Origin of the sequence: Sinorhizobium sp. FG01 (assembly GCF_002531875.1) — a bacterium.
In the GTDB taxonomy this organism is placed as follows: Bacteria; Pseudomonadota; Alphaproteobacteria; order Rhizobiales; family Rhizobiaceae; genus Sinorhizobium; species Sinorhizobium fredii_C.
This window is the reverse complement of the sequence record NZ_NWTB01000005.1, coordinates 123,598-148,023: the sequence shown is the minus strand read 5'-3', so window position 1 is coordinate 148,023 and position 24,426 is coordinate 123,598. Positions and strand designations below refer to the sequence as shown.

Here is a 24,426-nt window from a genome sequence, read left to right as displayed (position 1 = left end):
AGGCCAGCATTGCTCCATCGACAACCGAAGGAGACCGACATGCTCGCCCTTTCCCACCGCTCGCTTCTCAACAAGGCATTCCTTGCCGACGGCATCGTCTCGCTCGTCGCCGGCACGGTTTTGATCGTCGACGCCGCACCGCTGGCATCGCTCGTCAGCCCCGTCATTGCCCCGGGGGTCATCGGGCTTCTCGGTACCGGGCTGTTGCTCTGGGGCGCCTTCCATCTTGTCTCGGCAAGAAAAGGGGGCCCGAGCGCGCCGGCGGCCCGCATCAGCATCGCCGGCGACATCCTCTGGCAGGTTGCCAGTCTCGCCATTCTCGCGCTTGCCTATGCGTCGCTGACGGCAATCGGCGTTGGATTGATCGTGGCGGCGATGGTCGGCGTCGCCGACTTTCTCTTCCTGAAACTCAAAGGTGCCGCCCAGGTGGGCATACGACCGGCCACTTAGCGTCCAGGCAACGAATGCGACGGCTCGCCATTTGGCGGACCGTCTTTCAATTTACCTCAGACCGTTTCCCAACCGTCTTTCTCGCTGGCGCGGTAGATCGCGTCGATGAACTTTTGATTGAGGCGCGAGCTCTCGAGCGTCACCACCTCTTCCGCCTCTCCCTTCGCCGCACGCGCGAAGGCTTCCGCCTCGAGCTTGTACTGGCGCGCATCCTGGAAGCGGAAAAGCTGCGATTGGGCGTGGTTCTGGTTGGTGAGTTCCACTTCCTCGCGGCCGTAGCGATCCGCATTGAAGGGGGATTTCACCTCGATGAACCCCTGGTCGCCGTGGAACACCATGACCTGGCGGGCGGCGAGCTGGGTGGAGATGTAGAAGCTCAGCTCGAAATCGCCGAAATCGGCACGCACGCTCGAATAGATGTCGGTGCCGAATTCAGGATCGCGGTCGGTATTGGCCTGGACGCGCAGCGGCTCCTTGCCGGTCGTGAAGCGCGTGGTGATCGCCGGATAGACGCCGATATCCGGCAGGCCGCCGCCGCCGAGCGCCGGGACATTGCGCATGTTGCCGGGATCGCGGTTGTAATAGGTGAAAGCACCCTGAACGTGCCGGAGCTTGCCGACCGCTCCCTCGGCGATGAGCGAGCGCACCTTCCGCCAGACGGGGCTGTAGGTGACCATATAGGCTTCCGAAACCAGCACCTTGTTGCGGTCACGCGCCGCGATCACCGCGTCAATCTCCTCGGCCTTGAGCGCCAGCGGCTTTTCGCAAAGCACATGCTTGCCGGCGTCGGCCGCCTTAATCGCCCACTCGACGTGCTGCGAGGTCGGGAGCGGAATGTAGACCGCGTCGATCACGTCGCAGGCAAGCATCTCCTCATAGGAGCCGAAGGCATGCGGCACCGAAAAGCGGTCGGCCATCGCCCGTGCTTTCGCCTGGTCGCGGCTGGCGATTGCCGTGACCACGCAATTCTCGGCATCCTGAATGGCGGGCACGACGAGTTCGCGGCCGATCCTGGCCGTCGACAGAATTCCGAAGCGCAACATGGGGCAGTCTCCTTTTTCGAGCGGAACGTGAGTGAGGCTGTTGACGAGCCCGCATCCTGTTCGATTGCTGCAGGTCGGAGCGGGACGCGGGCGGAAAACGGCTCGCACCTGGCGAGGACCGATCGCGGTACGATTCCAAATCGCGCGATCAAGCGAACCGACACTATCGCCGAGGTACGTGCCTAGCAAGCCGTGCGCGGACCGGAAAATCGGCGGCAGCAGGTGTCCTTGGACCGGAAGCTGTCCTATGTTTCCCCAGCAATCCTCCCGATCGCAGCTCGTTTTCATCCAACCACATGGAGCGAAACCATGGTAATGCGCAGACTTGGCCGTACCGGTCTTTCCATTGCCCCGCTGGTCTTCGGCGGCAATGTGTTCGGCTGGACGGCGGACGAGAAAACCTCCTTCGCCCTCCTCGATACCTTTTTCGATTCGGGCTTCAATGCCGTCGATACGGCGGATGCCTATTCCTCCTGGGTGCCCGGAAACCGGGGCGGCGAGTCCGAGACGATCATCGGCAAGTGGCTGAAGCAATCCAGACGCCCGCGCGACCGGGCCGTCATCGTCACCAAGGTCGGCTCCGACCTCGGACCCGGACGCAAGGGACTCTCGCGCCGCTGGATCCTGCAGGCGGTCGAAGAGTCGCTGAAGCGCCTGCAGACCGACCATATCGACCTTTACTTGTCGCACTGGCCCGATCCGGAAGTGCCCAATGAGGAGACGCTCGCCGCCTATGACGCGCTCCTCACCCAGGGCAAGGTGCGGGCGATCGGCGCCTCGAACCTCGATGCAGGGCAACTCGGCGACGCTCTCGCCGTCGCGAAGGCGAAGGACCTGCCGCGCTATGACGTTCTGCAGCCGGAATACAATCTCTACGATCGGGCCGCCTATGACGGACCGCTGCGCGACCTCTGCATCGCCGAGGAGATCGGCGTCATCACCTATTTCAGCCTCGCCCGGGGCTTTCTTTCCGGCAAGTACCGCTCGCACAAGGATCTTGAAGGGACTGCGCGCGGTGGCGGGGTCGAAAAATATCTGGACGGGCGCGGCATGCGCATTCTCGGCGTGCTCGACGAGATCGCCGAGGAGACCGGCGCGAAACAGGCGGAGATCGCCCTTGCCTGGATCATCGCCCGCGACGGCGTCACCGCGCCGATCGCCAGCGCCACGAATCTCGATCAGCTGGTAAGCCTCGTGAGATCGGCGCATCTCAAGCTCTCGGAGGAGGCGATCCAGCGGCTGAACGATGTGAGCCAGTAATGTCCAACAACGCCCCTCCCCAACCCATCCAAGGTGGCACGGTTTGGGGAGGAGACATCGTTACGACGCCCTCACGAGCGTAGGAAACCCGGCGTAGAAATGCTGGTGGCTGCCCTCGTGGTTGGCCATGCCCGGCTTCGTCAAGAGGCCGCGCGGCTCGGCGAAGCTCCGGATTCGCCGCTGCGGCCGCTCATGCCATTGGATGTTGAAGGCCCAAAGCTTCGGGAAGAAGCAGAGCGAGGCATAGGGCAGGTGGTCATGGATCCACCAGGCCAGACTCTGCCAACCGCCCTCGCCGCGCTCCCGGTCCCATACCCAGGGAATGACGATGCAGGCGGTCGCCCCCATGCAACCGTCTGCGTCGCGCATATCCCAGATATGGTCGGCCGCCGTCGCCGCATTGGTCGAGCAGTTGAGCTTGTTCCTGTTGCCGAAGTCGTTGACAACGCGGTTGCGATAGGCGGAGCGAATGTGAAGCCGCCCGAACGTCGCCTGCAGAGGCTCGAGAAGTTCCTCGCAGAGCCTGCGACCCGCTGCGATGGCGAGCTCCGGGTCGTCCGGGATGTTCGGGAGGCGATAGAATTCGGCGATCTCAGAATGCAGGAAATCGCGCAGGAAGAAGTTTTTGGACAGGCGCACCCGGCCGAGATCCTCCAGCGACTTCATCGACCCAGGCTTCCTCATTCTTCCTTCCTTCCGCCCGTTCATGTCCTGCTGATCGAAACGCCGCCATCCACCAGCAACGCGGTACCGGTGACGAAGCTAGCACCGTCGGAGGCGAGGTAAAGCGCGGCCTCGGCAATTTCCGCCGGCTGCGCCATGCGCTTCAGCGCATGCAGACCTTCAACGAAGCCGCGCGTCTCGGGCGGAGCACCCGGCAGGTTCGCGGCATTGGACGGCGTGTCGGTGCCGCCCGGCAGCAGCGCATTGACCCGCACCCCACGCGCTCCAAACTCGACCGCCAAGGACTGCACCAGGCCGATCAGCCCCGCCTTGCTGGCCGCGTAGGCGGCCATCCCCGGGAAACCTGCCGTGTGACCGACGAAGCTCGAGGTGAAGACGAGCGAACCGCCGCCACGCGCAATCATGGCCGGAGCCTGGTGCTTGGCGGCGAGAAAGGCGCTGGTCAGGTTGGTGTCGAGCGTTTCGCGCCATCCCTCGATCGAGAGCGACACGGCCTCACCCACAGTGCCAAGTGCGCCGGCATTGTTGAAGGCGACGTCCAACCCGCCGAAGCGGGTCAGCGCCAGATCGACAAGCGCCTCGTTCAAACCTTCGTCGCGCAGGTCGCCGGAAAGCATTGCCGCTTCACCGCCCGCTTGCGCGATCTCGCAAACGAGCTGCTCGAGGGCCTCGGCGCGCCTTGCGGCGATCACGACCTTTGCGCCTTCCCGCGCAAAGAGAGAGGCGGCCGCACGGCCTATTCCCGAACTCGCACCCGTCACGATCGCCACCTTTCCTGCAAGTCTCAGCATTTGATCTTCCTCACCATTGTTATCGACGCATGGAAGATTCCAGCTGGCAGCGGTCGCGGCCACCCGATTTCAGCGCAGCGGAAGCGGACGCGCTCATTGGAGATCGACGGGAGACAAGGGCGTCCACGCATTTTCCCCGAAGAAAGGAACAAATGCCTCTGTCTGATGTTGATTGGGCGTCACAGCCAAGCTCCCCACCGGACAAGGAAGGAATTCGACAATGCCCAAGGAAAAGACAATGGACGATCTGTTCTACGACGCGCTCAAGGACATCTACTATGCCGAGCGCAAGATCCTGAAGGCTCTGCCGAAGATGGCGCGTGCCGCGCAAGCACAGGAGCTCAAGGCAGCCTTCGAAAAGCACCGCGAACAGACGGAAACCCATGTCGAGCGGCTGCAGCAGGTTTTTGAGCTGATCGGCAAGCGCGCGACAGGCAAGACCTGCGAAGCGATCGAAGGTATCATTGCCGAGGGCGAGGAAATCATGGACGAGTTCAAGGGCACGCAGGCACTTGACGCCGGCCTGATCTCCGCCGCGCAATCCGTCGAGCACTACGAGATCGCTCGCTACGGCACCCTGAAGACATGGGCGCAGACCATCGGCCTCAAGGATGCGGTCCCGCTTCTCGACGCAACGCTGAAGGAAGAAGTCGTCACCGACCAGGACCTGACGAAGCTTGCGACGGCGAAAGCGAACAGGAAGGCCGCCTGACTTGCTACCGGCGACCGGCGAAGAGGCCGGTCGCCGGTCAATGAAGTCGATGAGCGCTTTGAGCGCCGGACGCACAATCCCCGCGCGGTTCACCTATTTCCATCTCCCACCCAACCGCTGAGGCCGCTCCCGGCCCCCGAGGTATCGCAATTCCGTTGCGATACCCTAACTATCAGGTGTTCGCCTCGAATGGTTGGAGCGGCATCGGAGGCGGGAGAATGTCGACCATGCGCAGAGCGTCGGGTCTTGGCCGCTTCGGGAATGGAGGAATCAGGCATGTCCGATGAGCAGGCCATCAGCGCGGTCATCCATCTCTATGTCGACGGCATGGCTTTCGCCAATGAGGCGGCGCTGCGTAAGGCATTTCACCCGAGCGCCTCGATCGTCGGCAATTACCAAGACTCGGTCGAATGGCTCACACGCGATGCCTTCATTGCCGCCGTTTCCAAGGAAGGCTCGGCACCGCCGGAAACGCAGCCCCTGATGGAGGTGGAGTTGATCCACATCACCGGCGACGCCGCGAGCGTGAAGGTCATCGATGAATTCGGCGGCGCGCGCTATACGGACTACCTGTCGCTGCTGAAGGTCGACGGCCGCTGGCTGATCGTCAACAAGGTCTGGCATCGCCACGCATAATCCGGCAATGCCTTCGGAGCGAAAAGGCCGCCGCGGTGAAACGGCGGCCTTCGAATTCCTCAGGCGCGCAGCACGCCGCCCGTACTCTTGGCGACGTTGGCGACGATGCGCGAGGTCAGCGCCTCGAAATCCTCGTCGGTGAGCGTCCGCTCGACCGGCTGGATCGTCACCTCGATGGCGACCGACTTCTTGCCCTCGCCGAGCGAGGCCCCCTCGAAGACGTCGAAGACGTTGACCGCTGTCACCAGCTTTCGGTCGGCGCCGGATGCCGCCCGCGCGATTGCAGCGGCCTCCACCGCCTTGTCGACGACGAAGGCGAAGTCGCGCTTGACCGCCTGGAAGGGCGAGAGCTCGAGCGCCGGCTTGGTGCGCGTCGCCTTCTTCTTCGGCTCCGGCATGGCGTCGACATAGATCTCGAAGCCGGCGATCGGACCGGAAACGTCGAGCGTGTCGAGCGTCTTCGGGTGGAACTCGCCGAAGGCGCCGAGCACGATCTTCGGCCCAAGCTTGATCGTGCCGGAACGGCCCGGATGATACCAGGCCGGGCCGCCGGCCTCGAGCTGGACATTGGCCATCGGCACGCCGCAGGCTTCGAGCACGGCGATCGCATCGGCCTTGGCGTCGAAGACGTCGACCGGCTTGCCGCCGCCCTTGGCGGCATTCGACCATAGCCGGCCGGCGCCGTTGAGCGACGCGGTGCCACGGCGGACGCCGCCGGCGACGCGGCGCTGCGCCTCGGGCGTGTCGCCCTCATAGATGCCCGAGACCTCGAAGATTGCCACGTCGCTATAGCCCTTGTCGGCATTGCGCTGCGCCGCGGTCAGAAGACCCGGCAGCAGCGACGGCCGCATGTCGGACATATCGGCGGCGATCGGATTGGCGAGCTTCAGCGCCGGCCGGCCGCCGCCGAAGAGCTTCGCCTGCTCTTCCGAGATGAACGACCAGGTGACGGCTTCGAGCATGCCGCGGCTTGCAAGCGCACGTCTCGCCTGGCGGGTGCGGATCTGCAGCGTCGTGAGGATCTTGCCGTTGACGGCGTTGTGGCTCGGCAAGGCCGCGGCGACGATTTTGTCGACGCCATGGATGCGCATCACTTCCTCGACGAGGTCCGCCTTGCCGTCGACGTCCGGCCGCCAGGAGGGCACGGTGACGCGGAAGCGCTCGCCGGAGCCCTCGACGCCGAAGCCGAGTTTTTGCAGGATCGACACGCTCTCCTCGGGAGAGACCTCGAGGCCGGTGAGCCGCTTCACTTCCGAGACCGGGAATTCGACGACCTTAGGCGCGTGGCCCTCATAGCCGACGACATCCAGCCTGGCGGCCGTGCCGCCGCAGAGCTCCAGCACCAGTTCGGTCGCCCGTTCGATGCCCGGCACCATGTATTCCGGATCGACGCCGCGCTCGAAGCGGTAGCGCGCATCGGTGATGATGCCGAGGGTGCGGCCGCTTTTGGCGATGTTCATCGGATCCCAGAGCGCCGATTCGATCAGCACTTCGGTGGTCGCCTCATCGCAGCCGGAATGCTCGCCGCCCATGATGCCGCCGATCGATTCGATCCCGTCCTCGTCGGCGATCACCACGTTGGCCGGCGACAGCGTGTATTCGCGCGTATCGAGGGCCAGCACCTTCTCGCCTTCCGTGGCGCGGCGGATCGTCAGGCTGCCGGTGACCTTGGCCGCGTCGAAAACGTGCAGCGGCCGGCCCTGATCGAAGGTCAAGTAATTGGTGATGTCGACGAGCGCGTTGATCGGCCGAAGCCCGATCGCCGCCAGCCGCTGGCGCATCCAGGCCGGGCTCGGGCCGTTCTTGACGCCGCGCACAAGGCGCAGCGCGAAACCGGGGCAGAGATGCCTGTCTTCGCCAAGATCGAGTGTTACCTTGACCGGCGTTGAGCCTTCGACCGGGAAGGACGGCGCCGGCCGCGTCTTGAGAGTTCCAAGGCCGGAGGCGGCGAGATCGCGGGCAATGCCGTGAACGCTGGTGCAATCCGGCCGGTTCGGCGTCAGATTGATCTCGATGACCGGATCGGCGAGGCCCGCATAGGCCGCGTAGCTCGTGCCGACCGGCGCATCCTCGGGCAGGTCGATGATGCCGGTGTGGTCGTCGGAAATCTCCAGCTCCTTTTCCGAGCACATCATGCCGCGGCTTTCGACGCCGCGGATATTGCCGACGGAAAGCGTCGTGTCGATGCCGGGCACGTAGGTGCCGGGGCCGGCAAAGGCGCCGACGAGGCCGGTGCGCGCGTTCGGCGCGCCGCAGACGACCTGCACCGGCTCGCCGGAGCCGGTATCGACCTTCAATACCTTGAGCTTGTCGGCATTCGGGTGCTGCTCGGCGGAGACGACCTTGGCGATGACGAAGGGCTTGAAGGCCGCCTTGTCGTCGACGTCCTCGACCTCCAGCCCGATCATCGTCAGGCGGGCGCAGATGTCCTCGAGCGAGGCGTCGGTTTCGAGATGGTCCTTCAGCCAGGAAAGCGTGAACTTCATGATTTCACCTGTGTCCTAAGTTTTCACGCCAAATTAAGCAGAGAGACCGCCGAACAGCGTCGGCATGTCGAGCGGCCGGAAGCCGTAATGGGTCATCCAGCGGACATCGGCGTTGAAGAAGTCGCGCAGGTCCGGCATGCCGTATTTCAGCATGGCGATACGATCGAGGCCCATACCCCAGGCAAAACCCTGGTACTCGTCCGGATCGAGGCCGCCGGCGCGCAGCACGTTCGGGTGCACCATGCCGCAGCCGAGGATCTCCATCCAGTCCTTGCCTTCGCCGAACTTGACGATCGGGCCGGAGCGATCGCACTGGATATCGACCTCGAAGGACGGCTCGGTGAAGGGGAAGAAGGACGGCCGGAAGCGCATCGTCACCTGATCGACCTCGAAGAACGCCTTGCAGAATTCCTCCAGCACCCAGCGCATGTTTGCGACGTTCGCCGCCTTGTCGATCACCAGGCCTTCGACCTGATGGAACATCGGCGAATGGGTGGCGTCGGAATCCTGGCGATAGGTCTTGCCCGGAATGATGATGCGGATCGGCGGCTTCTGAGCCTCCATCGTGCGAATTTGCACCGGCGATGTGTGCGTCCGCAGCACCTTGCGTTCTCCCTTCTCGTCCGGCTGAAAGAAGAACGTGTCGTGCATCTCGCGGGCCGGATGGCCCTCGGGGAAATTGAGCGCGGTGAAATTGTAATAGTCCGTCTCGATGTCGGGCCCCTCGGCGATCGAGAAGCCCATGTCGCCGAAAATCGCGGTGATCTCGTCGACGATCTGGCTGATCGGATGGATGCGGCCGCGCTCGGCCGGCGAGGAGCGAACCGGCAGGCTGATATCGACCGTCTCGCGCGCCAGCCGCTCGGCGATCGCCGCATCCTTCAGCGCTGACTTACGGGCCGAAATCGCCTCTGTGACGATGTTTTTCAGCGCGTTGATGCGGGCGCCGCGGGTCTGCCGCTCCTCCGGGCTCATCGTGCCGAGCGTCTTCAGAAGCTCCGAGATCGAACCCTTCTTGCCGAGGGCACCGACGCGCAACGCCTCGATCGCCCCCTCGTCGGCGGCGGCATCGATTTCCGCCAGCAATGTCCGTTCCAATGTTTCCAGTTCGCTCATTCTGTCTGCCTCGATGCGGAAATGGTTTGTTTTATCGGTTCAACACTGCAGCGATGTGATCGCCGGCGATCGAGCCGAACAAGAAAAACCCGCGCCAGCCCTGCCAGCGCGGGTTTCCCAACAATTTCAGAAACGGTCTTGGGAAAACGCTGGCTTAACGGACAGCGCTCTCAAACTCGTTTGCCGTGCCGGCTTCCTTGAGATAGGCGAGCGCCTTCTTGGAAGCCTCGACGAGCGCGCCGAATGCTGCCGGCTCATGAATCGCCATGTCGGACAGAACCTTGCGGTCTACTTCGATGCCAGCCTTGTTCAGGCCGTCGATGAAGCGGCCGTAGGTCAAACCGAATTCACGGACAGCAGCGTTGATGCGCTGGATCCAGAGGGCGCGGAAGTTGCGCTTGTTAACCTTGCGGTCGCGATAGGCGTACTGCTTGGAACGGTCGACCGCTGCCTTGGCGGCGCGGATCGTGTTCTTACGGCGGCCGTAGAAACCCTTGGCGGCCTTCAGCGTCTTCTTGTGCTTGGCGTGGGCGGTAACGCCGCGTTTTACACGTGCCATGTCATGATCTCCTTAACGTGTCCAATATGCCTGAAGTCTCAGAGACCGTTCGGCAGGTAGTTCTTGACGACCTTCTTGCCATCAGGCTCGGCGAGAACCATGGTCCCGCGCGCGTCGCGAATGAACTTGTTGGTACGCTTGATCATGCCGTGGCGCTTGCCGGCAGCGGCAGCGCGCACCTTGCCGGTCGCGGTTACCTTGAACCGCTTCTTGGCAGACGACTTCGTCTTCATCTTGGGCATTTTGCTACTCCATTGTTCTTGATATCTGAAACCGGCTGACGAGGCTGGTTTCCAGCGTTAAGAACGGCCACGGCATGCCCTGCCGGACCGTTCGGACCGGGGGCTTGTAGCCGAAGTCCTGCAAAAGCGCAAGCCGCGCGTCGATCCTGCGCCCACGACGTCAGACGGGATCGCGCCACGGACGCCGCACGACCCTGACAGGAAAGGTCAGCCGCGCTCTCAGCCCTCCTAGATCAGATTGATCGATGGTCAAGGAGGCGCCGTAGGCGTCGGCGATATCCGCACTGATCGCCAGACCCAGCCCGGTGCCTTCCGGCTCTCGTTCGTCGCTGCTGTCGATTCGCGCGCCGCGTTTGAGGATCGCCTCGCGGTCCTGCTCGGCAATGCCGGGCCCGTCGTCCTCAATCACGATGGTAATCGCGTCGTTCGCCCGGCGTGCCGAGAAGCGGATGAAGGAACGGGCCCATTTGGCGGCGTTATCGAGGAGATTGCCGAGGCACTCGGCGAGGTCGGCCGGATCGACGTCGAGAGAAAGCGAGCTGTCGATCGAGACCTCCCAGGCGACATTCCGCTCGGCGGTGACCGGACGAAGGACGCTGACGAGCTTGCCGCCAAGGCCCATGACCGACGTCGTCGCCATCCGCTCGACGCCCATGCGCGCGGCCTGCAGCTGCCGGTCGGCCCGCTGACGGGCGAGTTCCACCTGTCTGAGCGCGAGGGCGCGATCCTCGGGCGGAAGCCGGTCGGCAAGCTGCGCGAGCACCGTCAGCGGCGTCTTAAGGCCATGGGCGAGATCGCTGGCCCGGGCACGCGCGCGCTCGACCGCCACTTCGCGTTCCTTGAGGAGGAGATTGATCTCGCTGACCAGCGGCTGCACTTCGCTCGGGCCGGAGGTCCCGAAATCCCGTTCGCGGCCGGCGCGCACTGCGGCCGCCCGCTCGCTGAGGCGGCGGAGCGGTACGAGCCCTATGGCATTCTGGAAAAAGGCGGCGGCGGCAAGGACCCCGGCGGTGGCAAGCAGCATCAGCCGCAGCGGCGCCTGGAAATCCCCCAGCGCCTCGTCCAGTTCCCGCTGCGGAAACGCCGCCGACGCGACGAAGCGGACCGGCCGGGCATCCTCGCCGAGCGACAGCGTTTGGCTGTGCACCAGCATCAGACGACCGTCGGGACCCTCGCTGGTGGTAAACCCCTCATAGTGCGGGCTGGGCGGCGCGTCGGCATCGATCGATACGTCCCAAAGCGAGCGCGACCGCAAGATGTCGCTGCCGTCGATGGGCGAGATCTGCCAATAGCGGCCGCCGTTCGGCAGGTCGAAACGCGGATCGGCCGGCTCTCCGGTGAGCATCAGCTTGCCGTCCCGCACGGCGAGTTCGGCGGCGAGCGTGTCGACGGTCGTCATCATCTCGCTGCGGTAGCGCCCGACCACGTGGTCGGTGAACAGTCGCGTCAGGGAAAGCCATGCAACGAGCAGCACGAGGCCGATCGCGATCACCGCTCCGACCGCCAGTCGCAGCCGCAGCGAGCGCATCATGAGGGATCGTCACGCAGCAGATAGCCGAAGCCGCGACGCGTCTCGATGGCGCCGCTTTCGGTCTTGCGGCGCAGGCGGGCGATCATCGCCTCGACCGCGTTCTTGGCCGAATCGTCGTCGCGTCCCTGGACATGGCTTGCCAGTTCGAGCGAGGTCAGCACTTCGCCCTTGCGCTCGATGAAGTAGGCGACCATGCGGAATTCGAGCGGGCTGAGTTCGAGCGCCTCTCCGTCGAACGTCACCCGGCGGGTCGCCTCGTCGAGCGTAAAACGGCCCGCCGATTTGGTGATCTGGAATCGCGGGCCGGCGCGCCGCAGAAGCGCCCTCAGCCGCGCCAGCAATTCCTCGGCCCGAAACGGCTTGGGAATATAGTCGTCGGCGCCGGCCTCGAAGCCGTCGACGCGCTCCATCCAGGATCCGCGGGCGGTCAGGACCACGACGGGCGTTTCCACACCGTCGTGGCGCCACCGCTTGAGGATCGACAATCCGTCGAGACCGGGCAGACCGAGGTCGAGGATGATGGCGGCATAGCCGCCGTCTTCACCGCGCTCCCAGATGTCGGGACCGTGCGCCAGCGTATCGACCGCGTAGCCTTCGGCCTCGAGCTTGCCGCGGACATGGCCCGCGATATTGGGATCGTCTTCTGCCAGAAGTATGCGCATGTCTGCCTCAGAAATTCACGAATCTGCCGGTGCGCGCATCGATCCCGAGATCGCGGATGACGCCTGTGCCATCGCGCGTCCTCAGCCGGTAGACGTCGCTGCCCATGTATCGGACCAGCTCGACTGCGATGACCATGCCGTAAAGATCGCGATCGACCAGGGCGAGCAGCTTGCTGAGCGGCAGGATCTCTCCCCTGGCGACCGCGTCCCGCGCATCCTCCTGGCTTCTGGTTTCCCGGGTCCTGTCGTTCTCCGGGGCCGCCGTGCTGCGGTCGCCTCGGGTGCCGGTATCGCCGCTGCCGCCGGTATCCGAGGTGTCGCGGCTGTCCTTTCCGTCCTCGGCCAAAGCGGCACCGCTCGCGGACAACGGCAGGACACAGGAGGCGACCGACCAGCAAACGAATGCGGCCAGACTCCGGCGCATGAGCGAAGCGGGACGGGGCGGCGCAGCGCGCTCCAGGCAGATATGGTCTCTCATTATCCCCTCAACACAGGTCGCCGCAGCATCCGCCAGAAAAGTGACGGAAACAGGGGTGGAACTTCGATTTTCTTGCTGAAACGGGCGTGCCCCTCGCAGCAGGATGATGCAAGAGGCACGAATATGATAAGTCTGCGGCGATGGCGACAGCCACCGCCGCAGTTCAGGGCTCAGCCCGGAATCGGATCAGTTCGCCGTCGGCGTTCCGCCACTGTCTTGTCCACCGCCGGTACCAGTATCCTGTCCGCCACCGGAACCACCTTCGCCGCCGGTGCCGCCACCTTCGCCGCCGCTGCCGCCGCCTTCGCCGCCGCTGCCGCCGCCTTCGCCGCCGCCTTCGCCGCCGCTGCCGCCACCTTCGCCGCCGGTGCCGCCACCTTCGCCGCCGGTGCCGCCGCCTTCGCCGCCGGTGCCGCCACCTTCGCCGCCGGTGCCGCCGCCTTCACCGCCAGTGCCGCCGCCAGTGTCTTGTCCACCGCCGGTACCGGTATCCTGTCCACCGCCTGTGCCGGTGTCCTGTCCGCCGCCGGATCCACCTTCGCCACCTGTAGTGGGGCTGCTCGTGTCGAAGCCGCCATTAGGTCCGGCTTCGAAGCTGCTGGCCGCGCCGGTATCCGCAAGAGCCATCGTCACGGGTCCTCCAACGACGCCGATCAAGCTCACTGTGGAAACGAGCAGCACTTTTTTGAATGCGCTGTGCATATCTATACCCTTCCTTGTTTTGGAACGGGCAGAGACTGGCATCCGGCAACTGACAGGCGGCTGAGCGCGGTTGTCAGCATTCTGTCAGGCCCGCCAACGATGCGCCACTGCATGTCTCCTTAAATCGACCTCGATTTAAGGAGACATGCAGCAATTCAAAGTGCTACAGCGACCTTTGCGCGTCTGATAAGACGCGCGGCGCTGTAGAACGCAAAAAGCCGCCTCACGGCGGCTTTTACTTGGGATTTCGCGTGCGGCCCACGCCTTCGTGCTTACTTCGGCGCGAGCACCATCATCATCTGGCGGCCCTCGAGCTTCGGCTCGGCTTCGACCTTGGCGATCGCCTGCGTATCGTCCTTGACCTGCAGCAGAAGCTTCATGCCGAGCTCCTGGTGGGCCATTTCGCGGCCGCGGAACTTCAGCGTCACCTTGACCTTGTCGCCCTCTTCGAAGAAGCGGTTCATCGCCTTCATCTTCACCTCGTAATCATGGGTGTCGATGTTCGGGCGCATCTTGATTTCCTTGATCTCGACGATCTTCTGCTTCTTGCGCGCCTCGGCCGCCTTCTTCTGGTTGGCGTATTTCAACTTGCCAAGATCGAGAATCTTGCACACCGGCGGTTCGGAATTCGGTGCGATCTCCACCAGATCAAGACCGGCCTCTTCCGCCATGCGGAGCGCCTGGTCGATCGGCACGTTGCCCATGTTCTGGCCTTCGGCGTCGATGAGCTGAACCCGGGGAACCCGGATTTCCTTGTTTGCGCGCGGGCCTTCCTTGACTGGGGCGTCCGCTTTGAACGGTCTGCGAATGGTCGTACTCTCCTCGAGCTGTTTTCGGTAATAGTGGTCGATCAAACGATCAGCGTCATCTCAAACTAGCGCTTGAAACAGTCACTGACGGCAATGTGTGAATTGCGGCTCCAGAGTCAATAGCATGGGTCGCAAGGAAAATCACCTCTTCCAGGCTCTGGCGAATCTGTTTTTAGCGGGATATCTGAACGAAACGGGTGCTTGCGAGGAATTAAGCGATGCCAGCCATGCCGGCCGAAACCGAAGTCACGCATGTAAAGGTGGGCGCGGAAGCCTCGGCGCGCAACATCGCCGTGCGGATTTTCCGCGCCGAACTCCCCTCAAACCGCCCGGCGCTCGTCTGGCTCGGCGGCTACCGGTCCGACATGACCGGCACGAAGGCGCTCGAAGTCGAACGCCATGCGCAAGCGATCGGAACGGACTGCGTCCGCTTCGACTATTCCGGCCACGGCGCTTCCGGCGGCGACTTCAAGGAAGGCACGATCTCGCGCTGGCTCGAGGAAAGCCTTGCCGTCGTCGATCACGCGGTCGCCGGGCGCATGATCCTGATCGGCTCCTCCATGGGCGCATGGGTGGCACTGCGCCTCATCGAAGAGCTGAGAGCACGCGGTGAGGGGAAGCGCATCGCCGGCCTGGTGCTGATCGCCCCTGCCCCCGACTTCACCGCCGAGCTGATCGAGCCCAACCTGTCGCCGGCCGAACGGGCTTCGCTCGCCGAACGCGGCTATTTCGAGGAGCCGTCGGAATATAGCCCGGAGCCGAATGTCTTCACCCGCGCCCTGATCGAGGACGGGCGGGAAAATCGAGTCCTTAAAGGGCCGATCGCGACCGGCTGCCCGGTGCATATTCTCCAGGGGATGCGCGATCCCGATGTGCCCTATACGCATGCGCTGAAGCTCATGGAGCACATGCCGGCGGACGATGTCGTCATGACCCTCATTCGCGACGGCGACCACCGGTTGTCGCGCGAGGAAGACGTCTTCAAACTGAAACAGGCGATCAGCGCCATGCTCGCCAAGGCCTAACTTCCGGGCCGGCACTCGTCAACAAACCGCCCCGTTTTCGGAACCATCCCGGACAGCCCGGGATGCAAGGCTTCCGCTGACTTATAGTGGATGATCTTAACCATAAAGGTCAATCAGACGAATCGGTAGATTGACTCAAACCGCCCCGCCATATTAACACTTTATTAACGATTAGAGCAGCGCTAGGGGAAGCCTACAAAAGCTGTCATCAACTTGAGATTGCGCGTGCACGCACGCGCTGCAGGGGATTTGTATGGCATTTTGGACCGGGGTAAAGGCAGGCGTCGCGGGATTCTGCGCATTTTTCATTTCGGCAAGCATGGCGGTTCCCGCTCAGTCGGGATCCACTCCCTGGATGCAGACCGGCTCTGCAACCTCGCAGCCAATCGGGCATTTCGAATTCTGTCAGAAGAACAGAAGCGAATGCGGCGTCCGGTCTCGGGCGGGCGCGCCGCCGCGCGTCACGGCGAGCGGCTGGGCGGTCATCCGGCAGGTGAACGCAGCCGTCAACCGCGAGATCTCGCCGGTCACCGACCAGGAGCTTCTCGGCCGCGACGAGGTCTGGTCCTATCCGAAGGGCCGGGGCGACTGCGAGGATTTCGCGCTTGAAAAGCGCCGGCGCCTGATGCAGCGCGGCTTCGCGGCCGGCAATCTGCTGTTGACGGTAGTGCGCAAGCCCGACGGCGAGGGTCATGCCGTTCTGACGGTGCGCACCGCCCAGGGCGATTTTATCCTCGACAATCTCGACAACGGCGTGAAGCTCTGGACCAACACGCACTACCGCTTCCTGAAGCGCCAGGCTTCGAGCAATAGCGGCCGCTGGGTGACGATCGACAACAGCGCCGAGGTGCTGGTCGGTTCGGTCGGCAACTGAACCGCCGGACAATTCGATCAAGAAAGGGCCGGTCAGCGGCCCTTTTTTCATGGCGTCTCTTCCCAATTCCGCTGCGCCGTCGTCGCATCACGCATTGCCGATGACGATGCCCGCCGCGAGCACCAGGCCGCCGCCGAGCACGACCTGAAAGGCCGCCCTGAGGAACGGCGTTTCCATAAACCGGTTCTGGATGAAGGCAATGGCCCAGAGCTCGAAGAAGACGATCGCCACCGCGGTCACCGTCGCCGTCCAGAAATGCGGGATCAGATAGGGAAGCGCATGGCCAAGGCCGCCGAGCGCGGTCATCACGCCGGAGGCGAGACCGCGCTTGACCGGTGAGCCGCGGCCGGAAAGCTTGCCGTCGTCGTGGGCGGCTTCGGTAAAACCCATGGAGATGCCGGCACCGACCGAGGCCGACAGCCCGACCAAGAAGGTCTGCCAAGTATCCTGGGTTGCAAAAGCGGCAGCGAAGATCGGCGCCAGGGTCGAGACCGAACCGTCCATCAAACCTGCGAGACCCGGCTGCACATAGGTAAGGATGAACTGTCGGTGCGACGTTCGGTCTTCCTCGGCCCGCACTTGCGCCGGCGCATGACTTTCGCCGAGCCGGCGGGCGAGAGACTCATGTGCCTTCTCGGCAATCGCCAGATCCCCCAACAGCTTGCGCGTCGCCGCGTCCCGCGTGCGTGCTGCCGCCTCGAGATAGAAGCGGTGGGCAGCCTCCTCCATGGCTTCCGCCTCTGCGCGCGCTTTCTCGATCGGCATCTCGGCAATGAGCCAATCGGGCTTCCGCTCCGGGAAATCGCGCACATGCTCGCGCCGGATGAGCGGAATCCGGCTGCCGAAGCGTGCCACGTGCAGGTCGATCAGCGCCTGTCGGTGGTGGCTCTCTTCCTCGGCCATGCCTTCGAACACGCGGGCGGAATGCGGGTATTTTTCGCGCAGCGCATCCGCATAGGCGAGGTAAATGCGTCCGTCGTCTTCTTCGGAAGAAATGGCGAGTGCCAGAATATCCTGTTCGCCCAGCGACAGAAACGGACGCTTCGAGCGGGAGAAGAGACGGGAAAACATCGATAGCAGCCTTCTTTAGAATTATTCTAAAGAAATAGGCGGCTCATCCTCAGGCGTCAAGGCCGTGGGCCGGTAGGCAGCCGACGCAGCGCCGCCGCCATTCTCCGACCCACCGGCAAGGTTTCTCCCAATTCAGGCTTGGCGCGGTGAGCCTCGCTTCATTCCGCGTCGGCGACGCGGAGCGTCTCGAGCGTCGGCATCGAGGTGATGTTATAGCCGGAATCCACGTAATGGATTTCACCGGTGACGCCCCGGGAAAGATCGGAAAGCAAGTAGAGCGCCGAACTGCCGACGTCCTCGATGGTGACCGTGCGGCGCAGCGGCGAATTCTTCTGCTGCCAGGAGAGCATGGCGCGGGCGTCGGAAATGCCGGCGCCGGCGAGCGTGCGGATCGGGCCGGCGGAGATGGCGTTGACGCGGATGCTGCGGGTTCCGTAGTCGGCCGCAAGGTAGCGCACCGAGGCTTCGAGCGCCGCCTTGGCGACCCCCATGACATTGTAGTTCGGCATCACCCGCACCGAGCCGCCATAGGTCAGCGTCAGCATCGTGCCGCCATCGCTCATGAGGTCGGCGGCGCGCCTGGCGATCTCGGTGAAGGAGAAGCAGGAGATCACCATGGTGCGGCTGAAATTCTCCCGCGACGTATCCGCGTAGAGACCTTTCAACTCGCTCTTGTCGGAGAAGCCGATGGCATGGACGACGAAGTCGAGCTTGCCCCAGCGCTCCTTGATCGCGTCTATGACGGCGTCGACCGAGGCGATGTCCTCGACGTCGCAGGGGAGAAGGAAGTCGGAATTCAGCTCCGCGGCAAGCGGCTTGACGCGCTTGCCGAGCGCCTCGCCCTGATAGGTGAAGGCGAGTTCGGCGCCCTGGCTTGCGAGGGCCTTGGCAATTCCCCAGGCAATAGAATGGTTGTTGGCCACCCCCATGATGAGGCCGCGCTTTCCGTTCATCAGTCCGTTCATCTGGTTATCCGTTATAGCGCTGGAAGACGAGCGTGGCATTGGTGCCGCCGAAACCGAAGGAGTTCGAGAGAACCGTGTCGATCTTGGCGTTGTCGATGCGCTTGCGGACGATCGGCACGCCCTCGAATTCGGGATCGAGCGTGTCGATATGGGCGCTTTCGCCGATGAAGCCGGCCTGCATCATCAACAGGCCGTAGATCGATTCCTGCACGCCGGCAGCCCCGAGCGAATGGCCGGTCAACGATTTTGTCGACTGGATGTGCGGCATCTTCTCGCCGAACACCTCGCGGATGGCGCCGATCTCCTTCTGGTCGCCGACCGGCGTCGAGGTTCCGTGCGTGTTGATATAGTCGACCTCGCCCTTCACGGTCGCGAGCGCCTGGCGCATGCAGCGCACCGCGCCCTCGCCGGAGGGGGCCACCATGTCGTAGCCGTCCGAGGTCGCGCCATAGCCGACGATCTCGGCATAGATCTTGGCGCCGCGGGCCTTGGCGCGCTCCAGCTCCTCGAGCACGAGGACGCCGGCGCCGCCGGCGATCACGAAACCGTCGCGGTCGACGTCATAGGCGCGCGAGGCCGAGGCCGGCGTGTCGTTGTACTTGGAGGACATGGCGCCCATGGCGTCGAAGAGGTTCGACATGGTCCAGTCGAGATCTTCGTGGCCGCCGGCGAACATCACGTCCTGCTTGCCCCACTGGATCATTTCCGCGGCATTGCCGATGCAATGCGCCGAGGTCGAGCAGGCCGACGAGATCGAGTAGTTGACGCCGTGGATCTGGAACCAGGTGGCAAGCGTCGCGGAAGCGGTCGAGGACATCGCCTTCGGCACCGCGAAGGGGCCGATGCGCTTGGGGCTGACATTCTTGCGGGTGATCTCTGCGGCCTCGACGATGGTGCGCGTCGAGGCGCCGCCGGAACCCATGATGATGCCGGTGCGCTCATTGGTGATGTCGGCGGCATCGAGGCCCGCATCGGCAATCGCCTGCTTCATCGCCACATGGTTCCAGGCACCCGCCTGCGACAGGAATCGCATGGCACGCCGGTCGACGAGTTCGGCCGGGTCGAGCGTCGGCTGGCCCCAGACCTGGCACTTGAAGCCGTGCTCGGCGAAATCCGGGGAAAAGGTGATGCCCGACTTCGCTTCGCGCAGCGACGCGGTGACTTCGTCGGCATTGTTACCGATCGAGGAAACGATGCCGAGGCCCGTTACAACAACCCGTCTCATGGTAGATGACCTTTTCTTTATCTCGCTGGATGCGGGAGACGTCCCGCGGCTTAGTCGGCCTTGTCCTTGGACAGACCGACACGCAGATCGGTCGCCTGATAGATAGTCTCGCCATCGGCCTTCAGCCAACCGTCGGCGGTGCCGAGGACGAGGCGCCCGCGCATGACCCGCTTGAAGTCGATTCCGTATTGAAGCAGCTTGGTATGGGGACGAACCATGCCCTTGAACTTCACTTCGCCGGTCGACAGCGCCATGCCGCGGCCCGGTTCGCCGAGCCAGCCCAGGAAGAAGCCGGTCAATTGCCACATGCCGTCGAGGCCCAAGCAGCCGGGCATGATCGGGTTGCCCCGGAAATGGCATGGGAAATACCAGTCGTCCGGACTGACGTCGTATTCGGCGCGGATAAATCCCTTGTCGAAGTCGCCGCCCGTTTCGGAAATCTCCGTGATGCGATGGACCATCAGCATCGGCGGCAGCGGCAGCTGCGCATTGCCGGGGCCAAACAGTTCGCCTCGGCCGCAGGCAAGGATTTCCTCATAGCTGAAGCTGGATTGCCTGGTGGTCATGAATGGTTGCTTCCCCGAGTTCTCAAAAGTTCTCCGACCTGCTTTAGAGCAAGTTCGGCCTGAATTGAAGCGCGGCCCGTTATGGTCGCTGCCGGTTGCAGTCTGTCACCGTCGTCCAAGCAGAGCGACATGCGGGTGGAAAAACCCGTCTCGCATTGTCCTAAGCGCCGCTCCCTAGGCGATGGCGTTCCGCCGTCGCTTACAGTATGTATGTGGCCTCTGCCAGAGTTAAATGCCAGCCTTCCCCCCCTTTAGGCCGTTTTTCAGGCCTTTGCAGGTCCTTCCAGGGGCGGAATCTATTGAAAGCCTCGGCGGCAGAAGTTATATCGCAAGCTGATACTCCATAATCTTGGCAGGAATATCGGAACGGCTGCGCATGACGAAAGCAACGGAAATCTCTTCGCAGGAGAGGCTGCGCAATTCGGGCCTGCGCCCGACGCGCCAGCGCATCGCGCTCGCGGATCTGATTTTCGCCAAGGGCGACCGTCACCTGACCGTCGAGGAACTGCATGAGGAGGCGGTCGAGGCGGGCGTGCCCGTATCGCTCGCAACCGTCTACAACACCCTGCACCAGTTCACCGAAGCCGGCATGATCCGTGTTCTCGCCGTCGAGAGCGCCAAGACCTATTTCGACACGAATGTTTCGGATCACCACCATTTCTTTATCGAGGGCCAGAACGAGGTCCTCGACATTCCGGTGAGCAACATCCAGATCGGCAACCTCCCGGAGCCGCCGGAAGGCATGGAGATCTCCCATGTCGACGTGGTCGTCCGTCTGCGCCGCAAGACCCACCGCTGAGTCTACATGACCTCGTCTGGATCACGGCCTGGCCCGGCCTTGCCGGCCGGCAGCGTCCAGCCATAGCGAAGTGCCCCCCCGCGGACCGCAAAGGCAGCCGCAACGCCGAGCGCTGAACTCGCGGCAAGTGGCAGGCCGATCAGCGTCGCCACCACGAAGGCGCCGGCGCCGACGAGTGCGGCGGTGACATAGATTTCCGGCCTCAACAGCACTGACGGCTCACCGGCCAAGAGATCACGCAGGATGCCGCCGAAGGTCGCCGTCAGCATGCCGGTGACAATCGCAACCGTCGGCGAGCCGGTCGCCGCCAATCCCTTCGCCGCGCCCATGACGCAATAGGCGGAAAGCCCGACCGCATCGAGCCAGACGAGCAGCCGGTAACGCGACTCGAAACGGTGCGATGTCAGGAACACCAGGAACCCGACCGCGACGCAGACCAAGACATAGGCGGGGTTCATCACCCAGAAAACCGGCGTCGCGCCGAGGATCACGTCACGCATCGTGCCGCCGCCGATGCCGGTGACGGAGGCGAGGAACAGGTAACCGACGATGTCGAGTTGCTTGCGCGAGGCAGAAAGCGCGCCGGTCGCGGCGAACACGGCGATGCCGGCATAGTCGAGAATTTCGAGGATCGGCATGGATGCTCCGCTTGGACGACGCCCGAATTGGCAATTCACGATCATTAACGCGGCGTCGCCGACAAGTCAGGAGGCACGCGCGCTCTCGCTGCCGTATTGCCGTCCACGCCTGTATCACTCTGGCAGCAGCGTCTGCGTGCGGCCGAGCAGATAATAGGCGAGAAGCCCCGTCCATTCCTTGGCGGCCGTCGTCGCCAGCTGCGCATTGAGCGAGGGCTGAGTGAAATCAAAGCCGAGCCGCACCTTGCCGCTCGTCCGGTAGTCCGCCGGCCAAGGAACGACCTCGATGCCGTTGGCGCGGAAGAGGCCGATCGAGCGTGGCATATGATAGGCCGAAGTGACCAAAGCACAGCGTTCGAGCCCGTTCGTCCCGAGGAGATCCCTCGTATAGCGGGCGTTCTCGAAAGTCGTGCGCGAGGCTTCCTCGCGGATCACCCGATCGGCCGCGATCCCGAAGGCGCCGAAAAAGCCTTGCGAGGCCCGCGCATCGCCTTCATAGGCGCCTGTGATCGAGCCGTCGCCGCCCGAAACCAGAACGCGCGCCGCCGGATAGGCCTTGGCGAGCCGGACCGCCTCGATGAAGCGATCGGCCGCCTGGTTGAACTCGATACCGCCGCGGCTTGCGATCACCACATTCTCAAAGGCGCCGCCGAGCACGATGATGCAGGAGATCTCCGCCGGCGGGGCCAAGGGTCGGGGAAACCGGTCTTCGAGGATCTGCAGGAAATAGGGGCCGGCGGTGGTGAACAGGCTGAGGAACAGCACCAAGAGACCGAGCGAAGCGAAGATGCCGCCGCTCCGGCGGAAGCGGGAGAAGATCAGCAGCACGCCGAAGAGGATGCTGAAGAAAGCAACGGAGAGCGGCTGGGCAATGAGCCAGAAGATTTTGGAGGCGAGGAACATGATGATCGTTCTTGTTCCGGTCGGTTAAGATTTCGCAAAGTCCTTAGGCGGCTTCACCGTCCAGACATGCCACTCTCGACTAAGTCTCTCATCAATTTGTCCGTTTTGACTCCGGATGCAAAGCGGACTTCACTCAACCTTGGGATCGCGTTGAGGGGCGTTCGTGTTCAAACGCTTAGCTTTAGTACTTGGCTTCCTGTGGATGATGCCGCTCAATGCCGGCGCCGCACAGCTTCAAATGGAGAAGCTCTCGGAGAGCATTCATCTGATCCTTGTCGACGGCGAATTTATCGAAGGCGACGACACCCGTTTCAAGAATATGGCGATCACGGCCGAACGAGCCGTCGTTGCGTTCAACAGCCCCGGTGGCCTTGTACAAGTCGGTATTGAGATCGGCCGAACGATTGCGATCAAAGGCTTCTATACGGCCGTTGCGGATCAACATGTGTGTGCATCGTCATGTGGGTTGGCTTGGCTGGCTGGCCACAAACGGCTGCTTTCTCCTACATCCAAGATCGGATTTCATGCAGCCTTCGTCAACGAGGCGGGTCGGCAAGATGTAAGCAGTGCGGGCAATGCCCTGGTCGGCTCATACCTCCAGCAGCTCAACCTTAATCCGAATATCATCGTCTATGTCACCGCGACCGGCCCCTCCTCCATGCAGTGGCTGACGGCGGATGATGCGGAGCGGATCGGCCTGGATGTGAAGGTCTTGCATCTAGGTGACACCGCCGCAGGTGCACCAGTGCCCTTTGGCGGAGCCGCAGAAGAACAAGCCAATCTCTCCGTGCCGGAATCCACTGTCCCGCAGCGAAGCTGGCTCTATTTCGACTACACCGATCTTCCGGGCTACGACCTACCCGGCATGCCGCTGAAGCTCGAGACCGCCGCGCAGTGCCAGTCGGCCTGCCAAGCCACCGACCGCTGCTCTGCCTTCACCTTCAATCAAATTCACAGCGCTTGCTTCCTGAAAGGAATGGCCACCGAAGCGCTACAGTTTTCGGGCGCCGTTTCCGGCTACTATGGTCAGACGAGGGACATCAGCAGGGTCGGCCACGATTTTGGCCCTTCGGTCGCATTTCGGACGAGCAGAAACGTCGAAATCGTGGGCAAACCGTTCGCCAGGATCAAGAACTTCAGTCTGGCCGCCTGTCAGGATCAGTGCGTCCTCACTCCATCTTGCCAAGGCTTTTCGTTCTATCGAAACGGAATGTGCCTGATGTTCGAGGCGCGCAACCCCACGAAGGCAAATCTTACGTCAGTAGCCGGGGTTCATGCGGACTGAGGGCTGCTTGGGAAATTTTGGTGGAGCTAAGCGGGATCGAACCGCTGACCTCTTGCATGCCATGCAAGCGCTCTCCCAGCTGAGCTATAGCCCCATCAAGGGTCCGGCAGTGCCGGTTCCGGGAAGTTCGTCGGGCGTCGTGCCCGGCGAGTGGCGGCTTATTACTTCTGCTTTTGGCAGATGGCAAGCCGAAAATTAAAGGCCGGAGAAATTTTATCTTCCTTTCCGGCCGGCCGCCCGGCCGCTGCATGATCGCGCGGCCGGAGCAGCTTTTATCCGACTTTTGAACGCCTTAGACGTCCTCGTCCTCGTCGGAGACGCCGATAAGGTCGCTCATGTCGTCGTCATCGTCTTCGTCGTCGGCCTCGAGGAAGGTGTCGTCGTCATCGCCGTCGATCTCGACGTCGTCATCGCCGAGATCCGGCAGGTCGTCGCCGCCCGATGCCTCGTCGTCGGCATCCTCGAGCGAAACGAGTTCGACTTCGGTGTTCTCTGCATCGACTTCCGTGACGTCTTCCTCTTCTTCCTTCTCGAGCACCTTGGCGACAGAGGTTTCCTCGAAGAAGGACAGCGGATAGGACTTGCCGGTATAGGGGGAGACGATCGGATCACGGTTCAGATCGTAGAATTTGCGCCCCGTTTCCGGGTCGATGCGCTTTGTTCCAAGTTCCGGTTTTGCCACAGTCAAAGCCTCTTGAATGGCCGGCGAGCCGGCTCTTGCCGGTAAAGCCGGCGGTTAGAAAGGTATCAAGCTGATGATGATTAGCCGGTCCCCATAATCGTCTTGGTGTCGTCTGTCAAAGGCAAACTTCCGGGGCCTGCTGCACCGGATTTTCTTCTTGGGGGAGGATGACCCCTATTGCTCTTTATGTTAGGGAGCGCGCAACACCGGCGGTTCCTCGTTCAACCCCAAG

General features: G+C 63.1%; 27 protein-coding genes and 1 tRNA gene. 8 read left to right on the top strand and 20 right to left on the bottom strand.

The genetic code is table 11. The features are described 5' to 3' along the window. Nucleotides 1-39 precede the first annotated feature (39 nt). The gene (locus tag CO656_RS08850) at nt 40-450 is read left to right on the top strand and encodes a hypothetical protein (RefSeq protein ID WP_037421034.1); all 411 of its coding nucleotides are present in this window, start codon (nt 40-42) and stop codon (nt 448-450) included. Nucleotides 451-506: 56 nt separating this feature from the next. Here the strand turns inward: CO656_RS08850 and CO656_RS08845 are convergent, their stop codons facing one another. Then, entirely contained in the window at nt 507-1,493 is a 987-nt protein-coding gene (locus CO656_RS08845; RefSeq protein WP_097525478.1) for a Gfo/Idh/MocA family oxidoreductase, read from the bottom strand. A 309-nt stretch (nt 1,494-1,802) separates the two neighbouring features. Between CO656_RS08845 and CO656_RS08840 the strand changes: the two genes are divergently transcribed. Beyond that, the gene (locus CO656_RS08840; protein WP_097525477.1) at nt 1,803-2,753 is read left to right on the top strand and encodes an aldo/keto reductase; all 951 of its coding nucleotides are present in this window, start codon (nt 1,803-1,805) and stop codon (nt 2,751-2,753) included. Nucleotides 2,754-2,813: 60 nt separating this feature from the next. On the opposite strand, the gene CO656_RS08835 is transcribed toward CO656_RS08840, so the two are convergent. Both CO656_RS08835 and CO656_RS08830 read right to left on the bottom strand, forming a co-directional pair. Further along, nucleotides 2,814-3,437: a hypothetical protein gene (locus tag CO656_RS08835; RefSeq protein ID WP_037421040.1), complete on the bottom strand. Its 624-nt coding sequence runs from the start codon at nt 3,435-3,437 to the stop codon at nt 2,814-2,816. A gap of 20 nt (nt 3,438-3,457) precedes the next feature. Beyond that, entirely contained in the window at nt 3,458-4,228 is a 771-nt protein-coding gene (locus CO656_RS08830) for an SDR family oxidoreductase (RefSeq protein WP_097525476.1), read from the bottom strand. A gap of 220 nt (nt 4,229-4,448) precedes the next feature. Here CO656_RS08830 and CO656_RS08825 point away from each other — a divergent pair, with 220 nt between their 5' ends. Beyond that, nucleotides 4,449-4,940, top strand: coding sequence for a ferritin-like domain-containing protein (locus tag CO656_RS08825; protein WP_037377882.1), 492 nt, complete (start codon nt 4,449-4,451; stop codon nt 4,938-4,940). 276 nt (nt 4,941-5,216) lie between these two features. Beyond that, on the top strand, nt 5,217-5,576 hold the full coding sequence (locus CO656_RS08820) for a nuclear transport factor 2 family protein (protein WP_097525475.1): 360 nt from the start codon (nt 5,217-5,219) through the stop codon (nt 5,574-5,576). Nucleotides 5,577-5,635: 59 nt separating this feature from the next. Here CO656_RS08820 and pheT read toward each other — a convergent pair whose 3' ends face one another. The 9 genes from pheT to infC all read right to left on the bottom strand — a co-directional run bounded on the left by pheT (nt 5,636) and on the right by infC (nt 14,161). Next, nucleotides 5,636-8,062 (bottom strand): phenylalanine--tRNA ligase subunit beta, encoded by a 2,427-nt coding sequence (gene pheT, locus CO656_RS08815; protein ID WP_097525474.1) that lies wholly within the window; start codon nt 8,060-8,062, stop codon nt 5,636-5,638. A gap of 33 nt (nt 8,063-8,095) precedes the next feature. Beyond that, nucleotides 8,096-9,178: a phenylalanine--tRNA ligase subunit alpha gene (gene pheS, locus CO656_RS08810; protein ID WP_037421051.1), complete on the bottom strand. Its 1,083-nt coding sequence runs from the start codon at nt 9,176-9,178 to the stop codon at nt 8,096-8,098. 154 nt (nt 9,179-9,332) lie between these two features. Further along, entirely contained in the window at nt 9,333-9,737 is a 405-nt protein-coding gene (gene rplT / locus CO656_RS08805; RefSeq protein WP_012710091.1) for a 50S ribosomal protein L20, read from the bottom strand. A 38-nt stretch (nt 9,738-9,775) separates the two neighbouring features. Next, nucleotides 9,776-9,979, bottom strand: a complete 204-nt coding sequence (gene rpmI / locus CO656_RS08800) for a 50S ribosomal protein L35 (protein WP_012710090.1) — start codon at nt 9,977-9,979, stop codon at nt 9,776-9,778. A 160-nt stretch (nt 9,980-10,139) separates the two neighbouring features. After that, nucleotides 10,140-11,510: a HAMP domain-containing sensor histidine kinase gene (locus tag CO656_RS08795; protein WP_095678036.1), complete on the bottom strand. Its 1,371-nt coding sequence runs from the start codon at nt 11,508-11,510 to the stop codon at nt 10,140-10,142. Then, nucleotides 11,507-12,172: a response regulator transcription factor gene (locus CO656_RS08790; protein WP_037421100.1), complete on the bottom strand. Its 666-nt coding sequence runs from the start codon at nt 12,170-12,172 to the stop codon at nt 11,507-11,509. Before CO656_RS08790 ends, CO656_RS08795 begins: the two co-directional genes overlap by 4 nt. Nucleotides 12,173-12,179: 7 nt before the next feature. Continuing rightward, nucleotides 12,180-12,650 (bottom strand): hypothetical protein, encoded by a 471-nt coding sequence (locus tag CO656_RS08785; RefSeq protein WP_097525473.1) that lies wholly within the window; start codon nt 12,648-12,650, stop codon nt 12,180-12,182. A 186-nt stretch (nt 12,651-12,836) separates the two neighbouring features. Next, nucleotides 12,837-13,352: a hypothetical protein gene (locus CO656_RS08780; RefSeq protein ID WP_097525472.1), complete on the bottom strand. Its 516-nt coding sequence runs from the start codon at nt 13,350-13,352 to the stop codon at nt 12,837-12,839. A 272-nt stretch (nt 13,353-13,624) separates the two neighbouring features. Then, nucleotides 13,625-14,161, bottom strand: coding sequence for a translation initiation factor IF-3 (infC, locus tag CO656_RS08775; protein WP_083854172.1), 537 nt, complete (start codon nt 14,159-14,161; stop codon nt 13,625-13,627). 218 nt (nt 14,162-14,379) lie between these two features. Here infC and CO656_RS08770 point away from each other — a divergent pair, with 218 nt between their 5' ends. Beyond that, the gene (locus CO656_RS08770) at nt 14,380-15,186 is read left to right on the top strand and encodes an alpha/beta hydrolase (RefSeq protein ID WP_037422304.1); all 807 of its coding nucleotides are present in this window, start codon (nt 14,380-14,382) and stop codon (nt 15,184-15,186) included. Nucleotides 15,187-15,439: 253 nt separating this feature from the next. Next, entirely contained in the window at nt 15,440-16,060 is a 621-nt protein-coding gene (locus CO656_RS08765; RefSeq protein WP_037422307.1) for a transglutaminase-like cysteine peptidase, read from the top strand. An 87-nt stretch (nt 16,061-16,147) separates the two neighbouring features. Here the strand turns inward: CO656_RS08765 and mbfA are convergent, their stop codons facing one another. The 4 genes from mbfA to fabA form a co-directional block, all read right to left on the bottom strand. After that, entirely contained in the window at nt 16,148-17,131 is a 984-nt protein-coding gene (gene mbfA, locus CO656_RS08760; RefSeq protein ID WP_097525471.1) for an iron exporter MbfA, read from the bottom strand. A gap of 158 nt (nt 17,132-17,289) precedes the next feature. Then, nucleotides 17,290-18,096, bottom strand: a complete 807-nt coding sequence (gene fabI, locus CO656_RS08755; RefSeq protein ID WP_037422312.1) for an enoyl-ACP reductase FabI — start codon at nt 18,094-18,096, stop codon at nt 17,290-17,292. A 4-nt stretch (nt 18,097-18,100) separates the two neighbouring features. Beyond that, on the bottom strand, nt 18,101-19,321 hold the full coding sequence (gene fabB / locus CO656_RS08750) for a beta-ketoacyl-ACP synthase I (RefSeq protein WP_037422315.1): 1,221 nt from the start codon (nt 19,319-19,321) through the stop codon (nt 18,101-18,103). Between the two features lie 50 nt (nt 19,322-19,371). Beyond that, complete coding sequence (gene fabA, locus CO656_RS08745; RefSeq protein ID WP_037422317.1) at nt 19,372-19,887, bottom strand: 3-hydroxyacyl-[acyl-carrier-protein] dehydratase FabA; 516 nt, start codon at nt 19,885-19,887, stop codon at nt 19,372-19,374. A 376-nt stretch (nt 19,888-20,263) separates the two neighbouring features. Here fabA and irrA point away from each other — a divergent pair, with 376 nt between their 5' ends. Beyond that, nucleotides 20,264-20,686 carry an iron response transcriptional regulator IrrA gene (gene irrA / locus CO656_RS08740; RefSeq protein WP_037422320.1) on the top strand — a complete coding sequence of 141 codons (423 nt, stop codon included), beginning with the start codon at nt 20,264-20,266 and terminating at the stop codon, nt 20,684-20,686. Nucleotides 20,687-20,688: 2 nt separating this feature from the next. Here irrA and CO656_RS08735 read toward each other — a convergent pair whose 3' ends face one another. Next, complete coding sequence (locus CO656_RS08735) at nt 20,689-21,324, bottom strand: trimeric intracellular cation channel family protein (protein WP_037422322.1); 636 nt, start codon at nt 21,322-21,324, stop codon at nt 20,689-20,691. Nucleotides 21,325-21,438: 114 nt separating this feature from the next. Then, nucleotides 21,439-22,227, bottom strand: a complete 789-nt coding sequence (locus tag CO656_RS08730) for a YdcF family protein (protein ID WP_097525470.1) — start codon at nt 22,225-22,227, stop codon at nt 21,439-21,441. 163 nt (nt 22,228-22,390) lie between these two features. On the opposite strand from CO656_RS08730, the gene CO656_RS08725 reads away from it, so the two are divergent. Further along, the gene (locus CO656_RS08725; RefSeq protein ID WP_144353211.1) at nt 22,391-23,512 is read left to right on the top strand and encodes a PAN domain-containing protein; all 1,122 of its coding nucleotides are present in this window, start codon (nt 22,391-22,393) and stop codon (nt 23,510-23,512) included. Between the two features lie 18 nt (nt 23,513-23,530). Here the strand turns inward: CO656_RS08725 and CO656_RS08720 are convergent. Both CO656_RS08720 and CO656_RS08715 read right to left on the bottom strand, forming a co-directional pair. Next, nucleotides 23,531-23,606 (bottom strand) — tRNA-Ala (locus CO656_RS08720). 198 nt (nt 23,607-23,804) lie between these two features. Further along, entirely contained in the window at nt 23,805-24,194 is a 390-nt protein-coding gene (locus CO656_RS08715; protein ID WP_037422328.1) for a TIGR02300 family protein, read from the bottom strand. Nucleotides 24,195-24,426 lie beyond the last annotated feature (232 nt).

Coding starts and splice junctions, on each gene's coding strand:
- CO656_RS08850 (WP_037421034.1), top strand. CDS start 40: ATGCTCGCCCTTTCCCACCGCTCGCTTCTCAACAAGGCATTCCTTGCC.
- CO656_RS08845 (WP_097525478.1), bottom strand. CDS start 1,493: ATGTTGCGCTTCGGAATTCTGTCGACGGCCAGGATCGGCCGCGAACTC.
- CO656_RS08840 (WP_097525477.1), top strand. CDS start 1,803: ATGGTAATGCGCAGACTTGGCCGTACCGGTCTTTCCATTGCCCCGCTG.
- CO656_RS08835 (WP_037421040.1), bottom strand. CDS start 3,437: ATGAGGAAGCCTGGGTCGATGAAGTCGCTGGAGGATCTCGGCCGGGTG.
- CO656_RS08830 (WP_097525476.1), bottom strand. CDS start 4,228: ATGCTGAGACTTGCAGGAAAGGTGGCGATCGTGACGGGTGCGAGTTCG.
- CO656_RS08825 (WP_037377882.1), top strand. CDS start 4,449: ATGCCCAAGGAAAAGACAATGGACGATCTGTTCTACGACGCGCTCAAG.
- CO656_RS08820 (WP_097525475.1), top strand. CDS start 5,217: ATGTCCGATGAGCAGGCCATCAGCGCGGTCATCCATCTCTATGTCGAC.
- pheT (WP_097525474.1), bottom strand. CDS start 8,062: ATGAAGTTCACGCTTTCCTGGCTGAAGGACCATCTCGAAACCGACGCC.
- pheS (WP_037421051.1), bottom strand. CDS start 9,178: ATGAGCGAACTGGAAACATTGGAACGGACATTGCTGGCGGAAATCGAT.
- rplT (WP_012710091.1), bottom strand. CDS start 9,737: ATGGCACGTGTAAAACGCGGCGTTACCGCCCACGCCAAGCACAAGAAG.
- rpmI (WP_012710090.1), bottom strand. CDS start 9,979: ATGCCCAAGATGAAGACGAAGTCGTCTGCCAAGAAGCGGTTCAAGGTA.
- CO656_RS08795 (WP_095678036.1), bottom strand. CDS start 11,510: ATGATGCGCTCGCTGCGGCTGCGACTGGCGGTCGGAGCGGTGATCGCG.
- CO656_RS08790 (WP_037421100.1), bottom strand. CDS start 12,172: ATGCGCATACTTCTGGCAGAAGACGATCCCAATATCGCGGGCCATGTC.
- CO656_RS08785 (WP_097525473.1), bottom strand. CDS start 12,650: ATGAGAGACCATATCTGCCTGGAGCGCGCTGCGCCGCCCCGTCCCGCT.
- CO656_RS08780 (WP_097525472.1), bottom strand. CDS start 13,352: ATGCACAGCGCATTCAAAAAAGTGCTGCTCGTTTCCACAGTGAGCTTG.
- CO656_RS08770 (WP_037422304.1), top strand. CDS start 14,380: ATGCCAGCCATGCCGGCCGAAACCGAAGTCACGCATGTAAAGGTGGGC.
- CO656_RS08765 (WP_037422307.1), top strand. CDS start 15,440: ATGGCATTTTGGACCGGGGTAAAGGCAGGCGTCGCGGGATTCTGCGCA.
- mbfA (WP_097525471.1), bottom strand. CDS start 17,131: ATGTTTTCCCGTCTCTTCTCCCGCTCGAAGCGTCCGTTTCTGTCGCTG.
- fabI (WP_037422312.1), bottom strand. CDS start 18,096: ATGAACGGACTGATGAACGGAAAGCGCGGCCTCATCATGGGGGTGGCC.
- fabB (WP_037422315.1), bottom strand. CDS start 19,321: ATGAGACGGGTTGTTGTAACGGGCCTCGGCATCGTTTCCTCGATCGGT.
- fabA (WP_037422317.1), bottom strand. CDS start 19,887: ATGACCACCAGGCAATCCAGCTTCAGCTATGAGGAAATCCTTGCCTGC.
- irrA (WP_037422320.1), top strand. CDS start 20,264: ATGACGAAAGCAACGGAAATCTCTTCGCAGGAGAGGCTGCGCAATTCG.
- CO656_RS08735 (WP_037422322.1), bottom strand. CDS start 21,324: ATGCCGATCCTCGAAATTCTCGACTATGCCGGCATCGCCGTGTTCGCC.
- CO656_RS08730 (WP_097525470.1), bottom strand. CDS start 22,227: ATGTTCCTCGCCTCCAAAATCTTCTGGCTCATTGCCCAGCCGCTCTCC.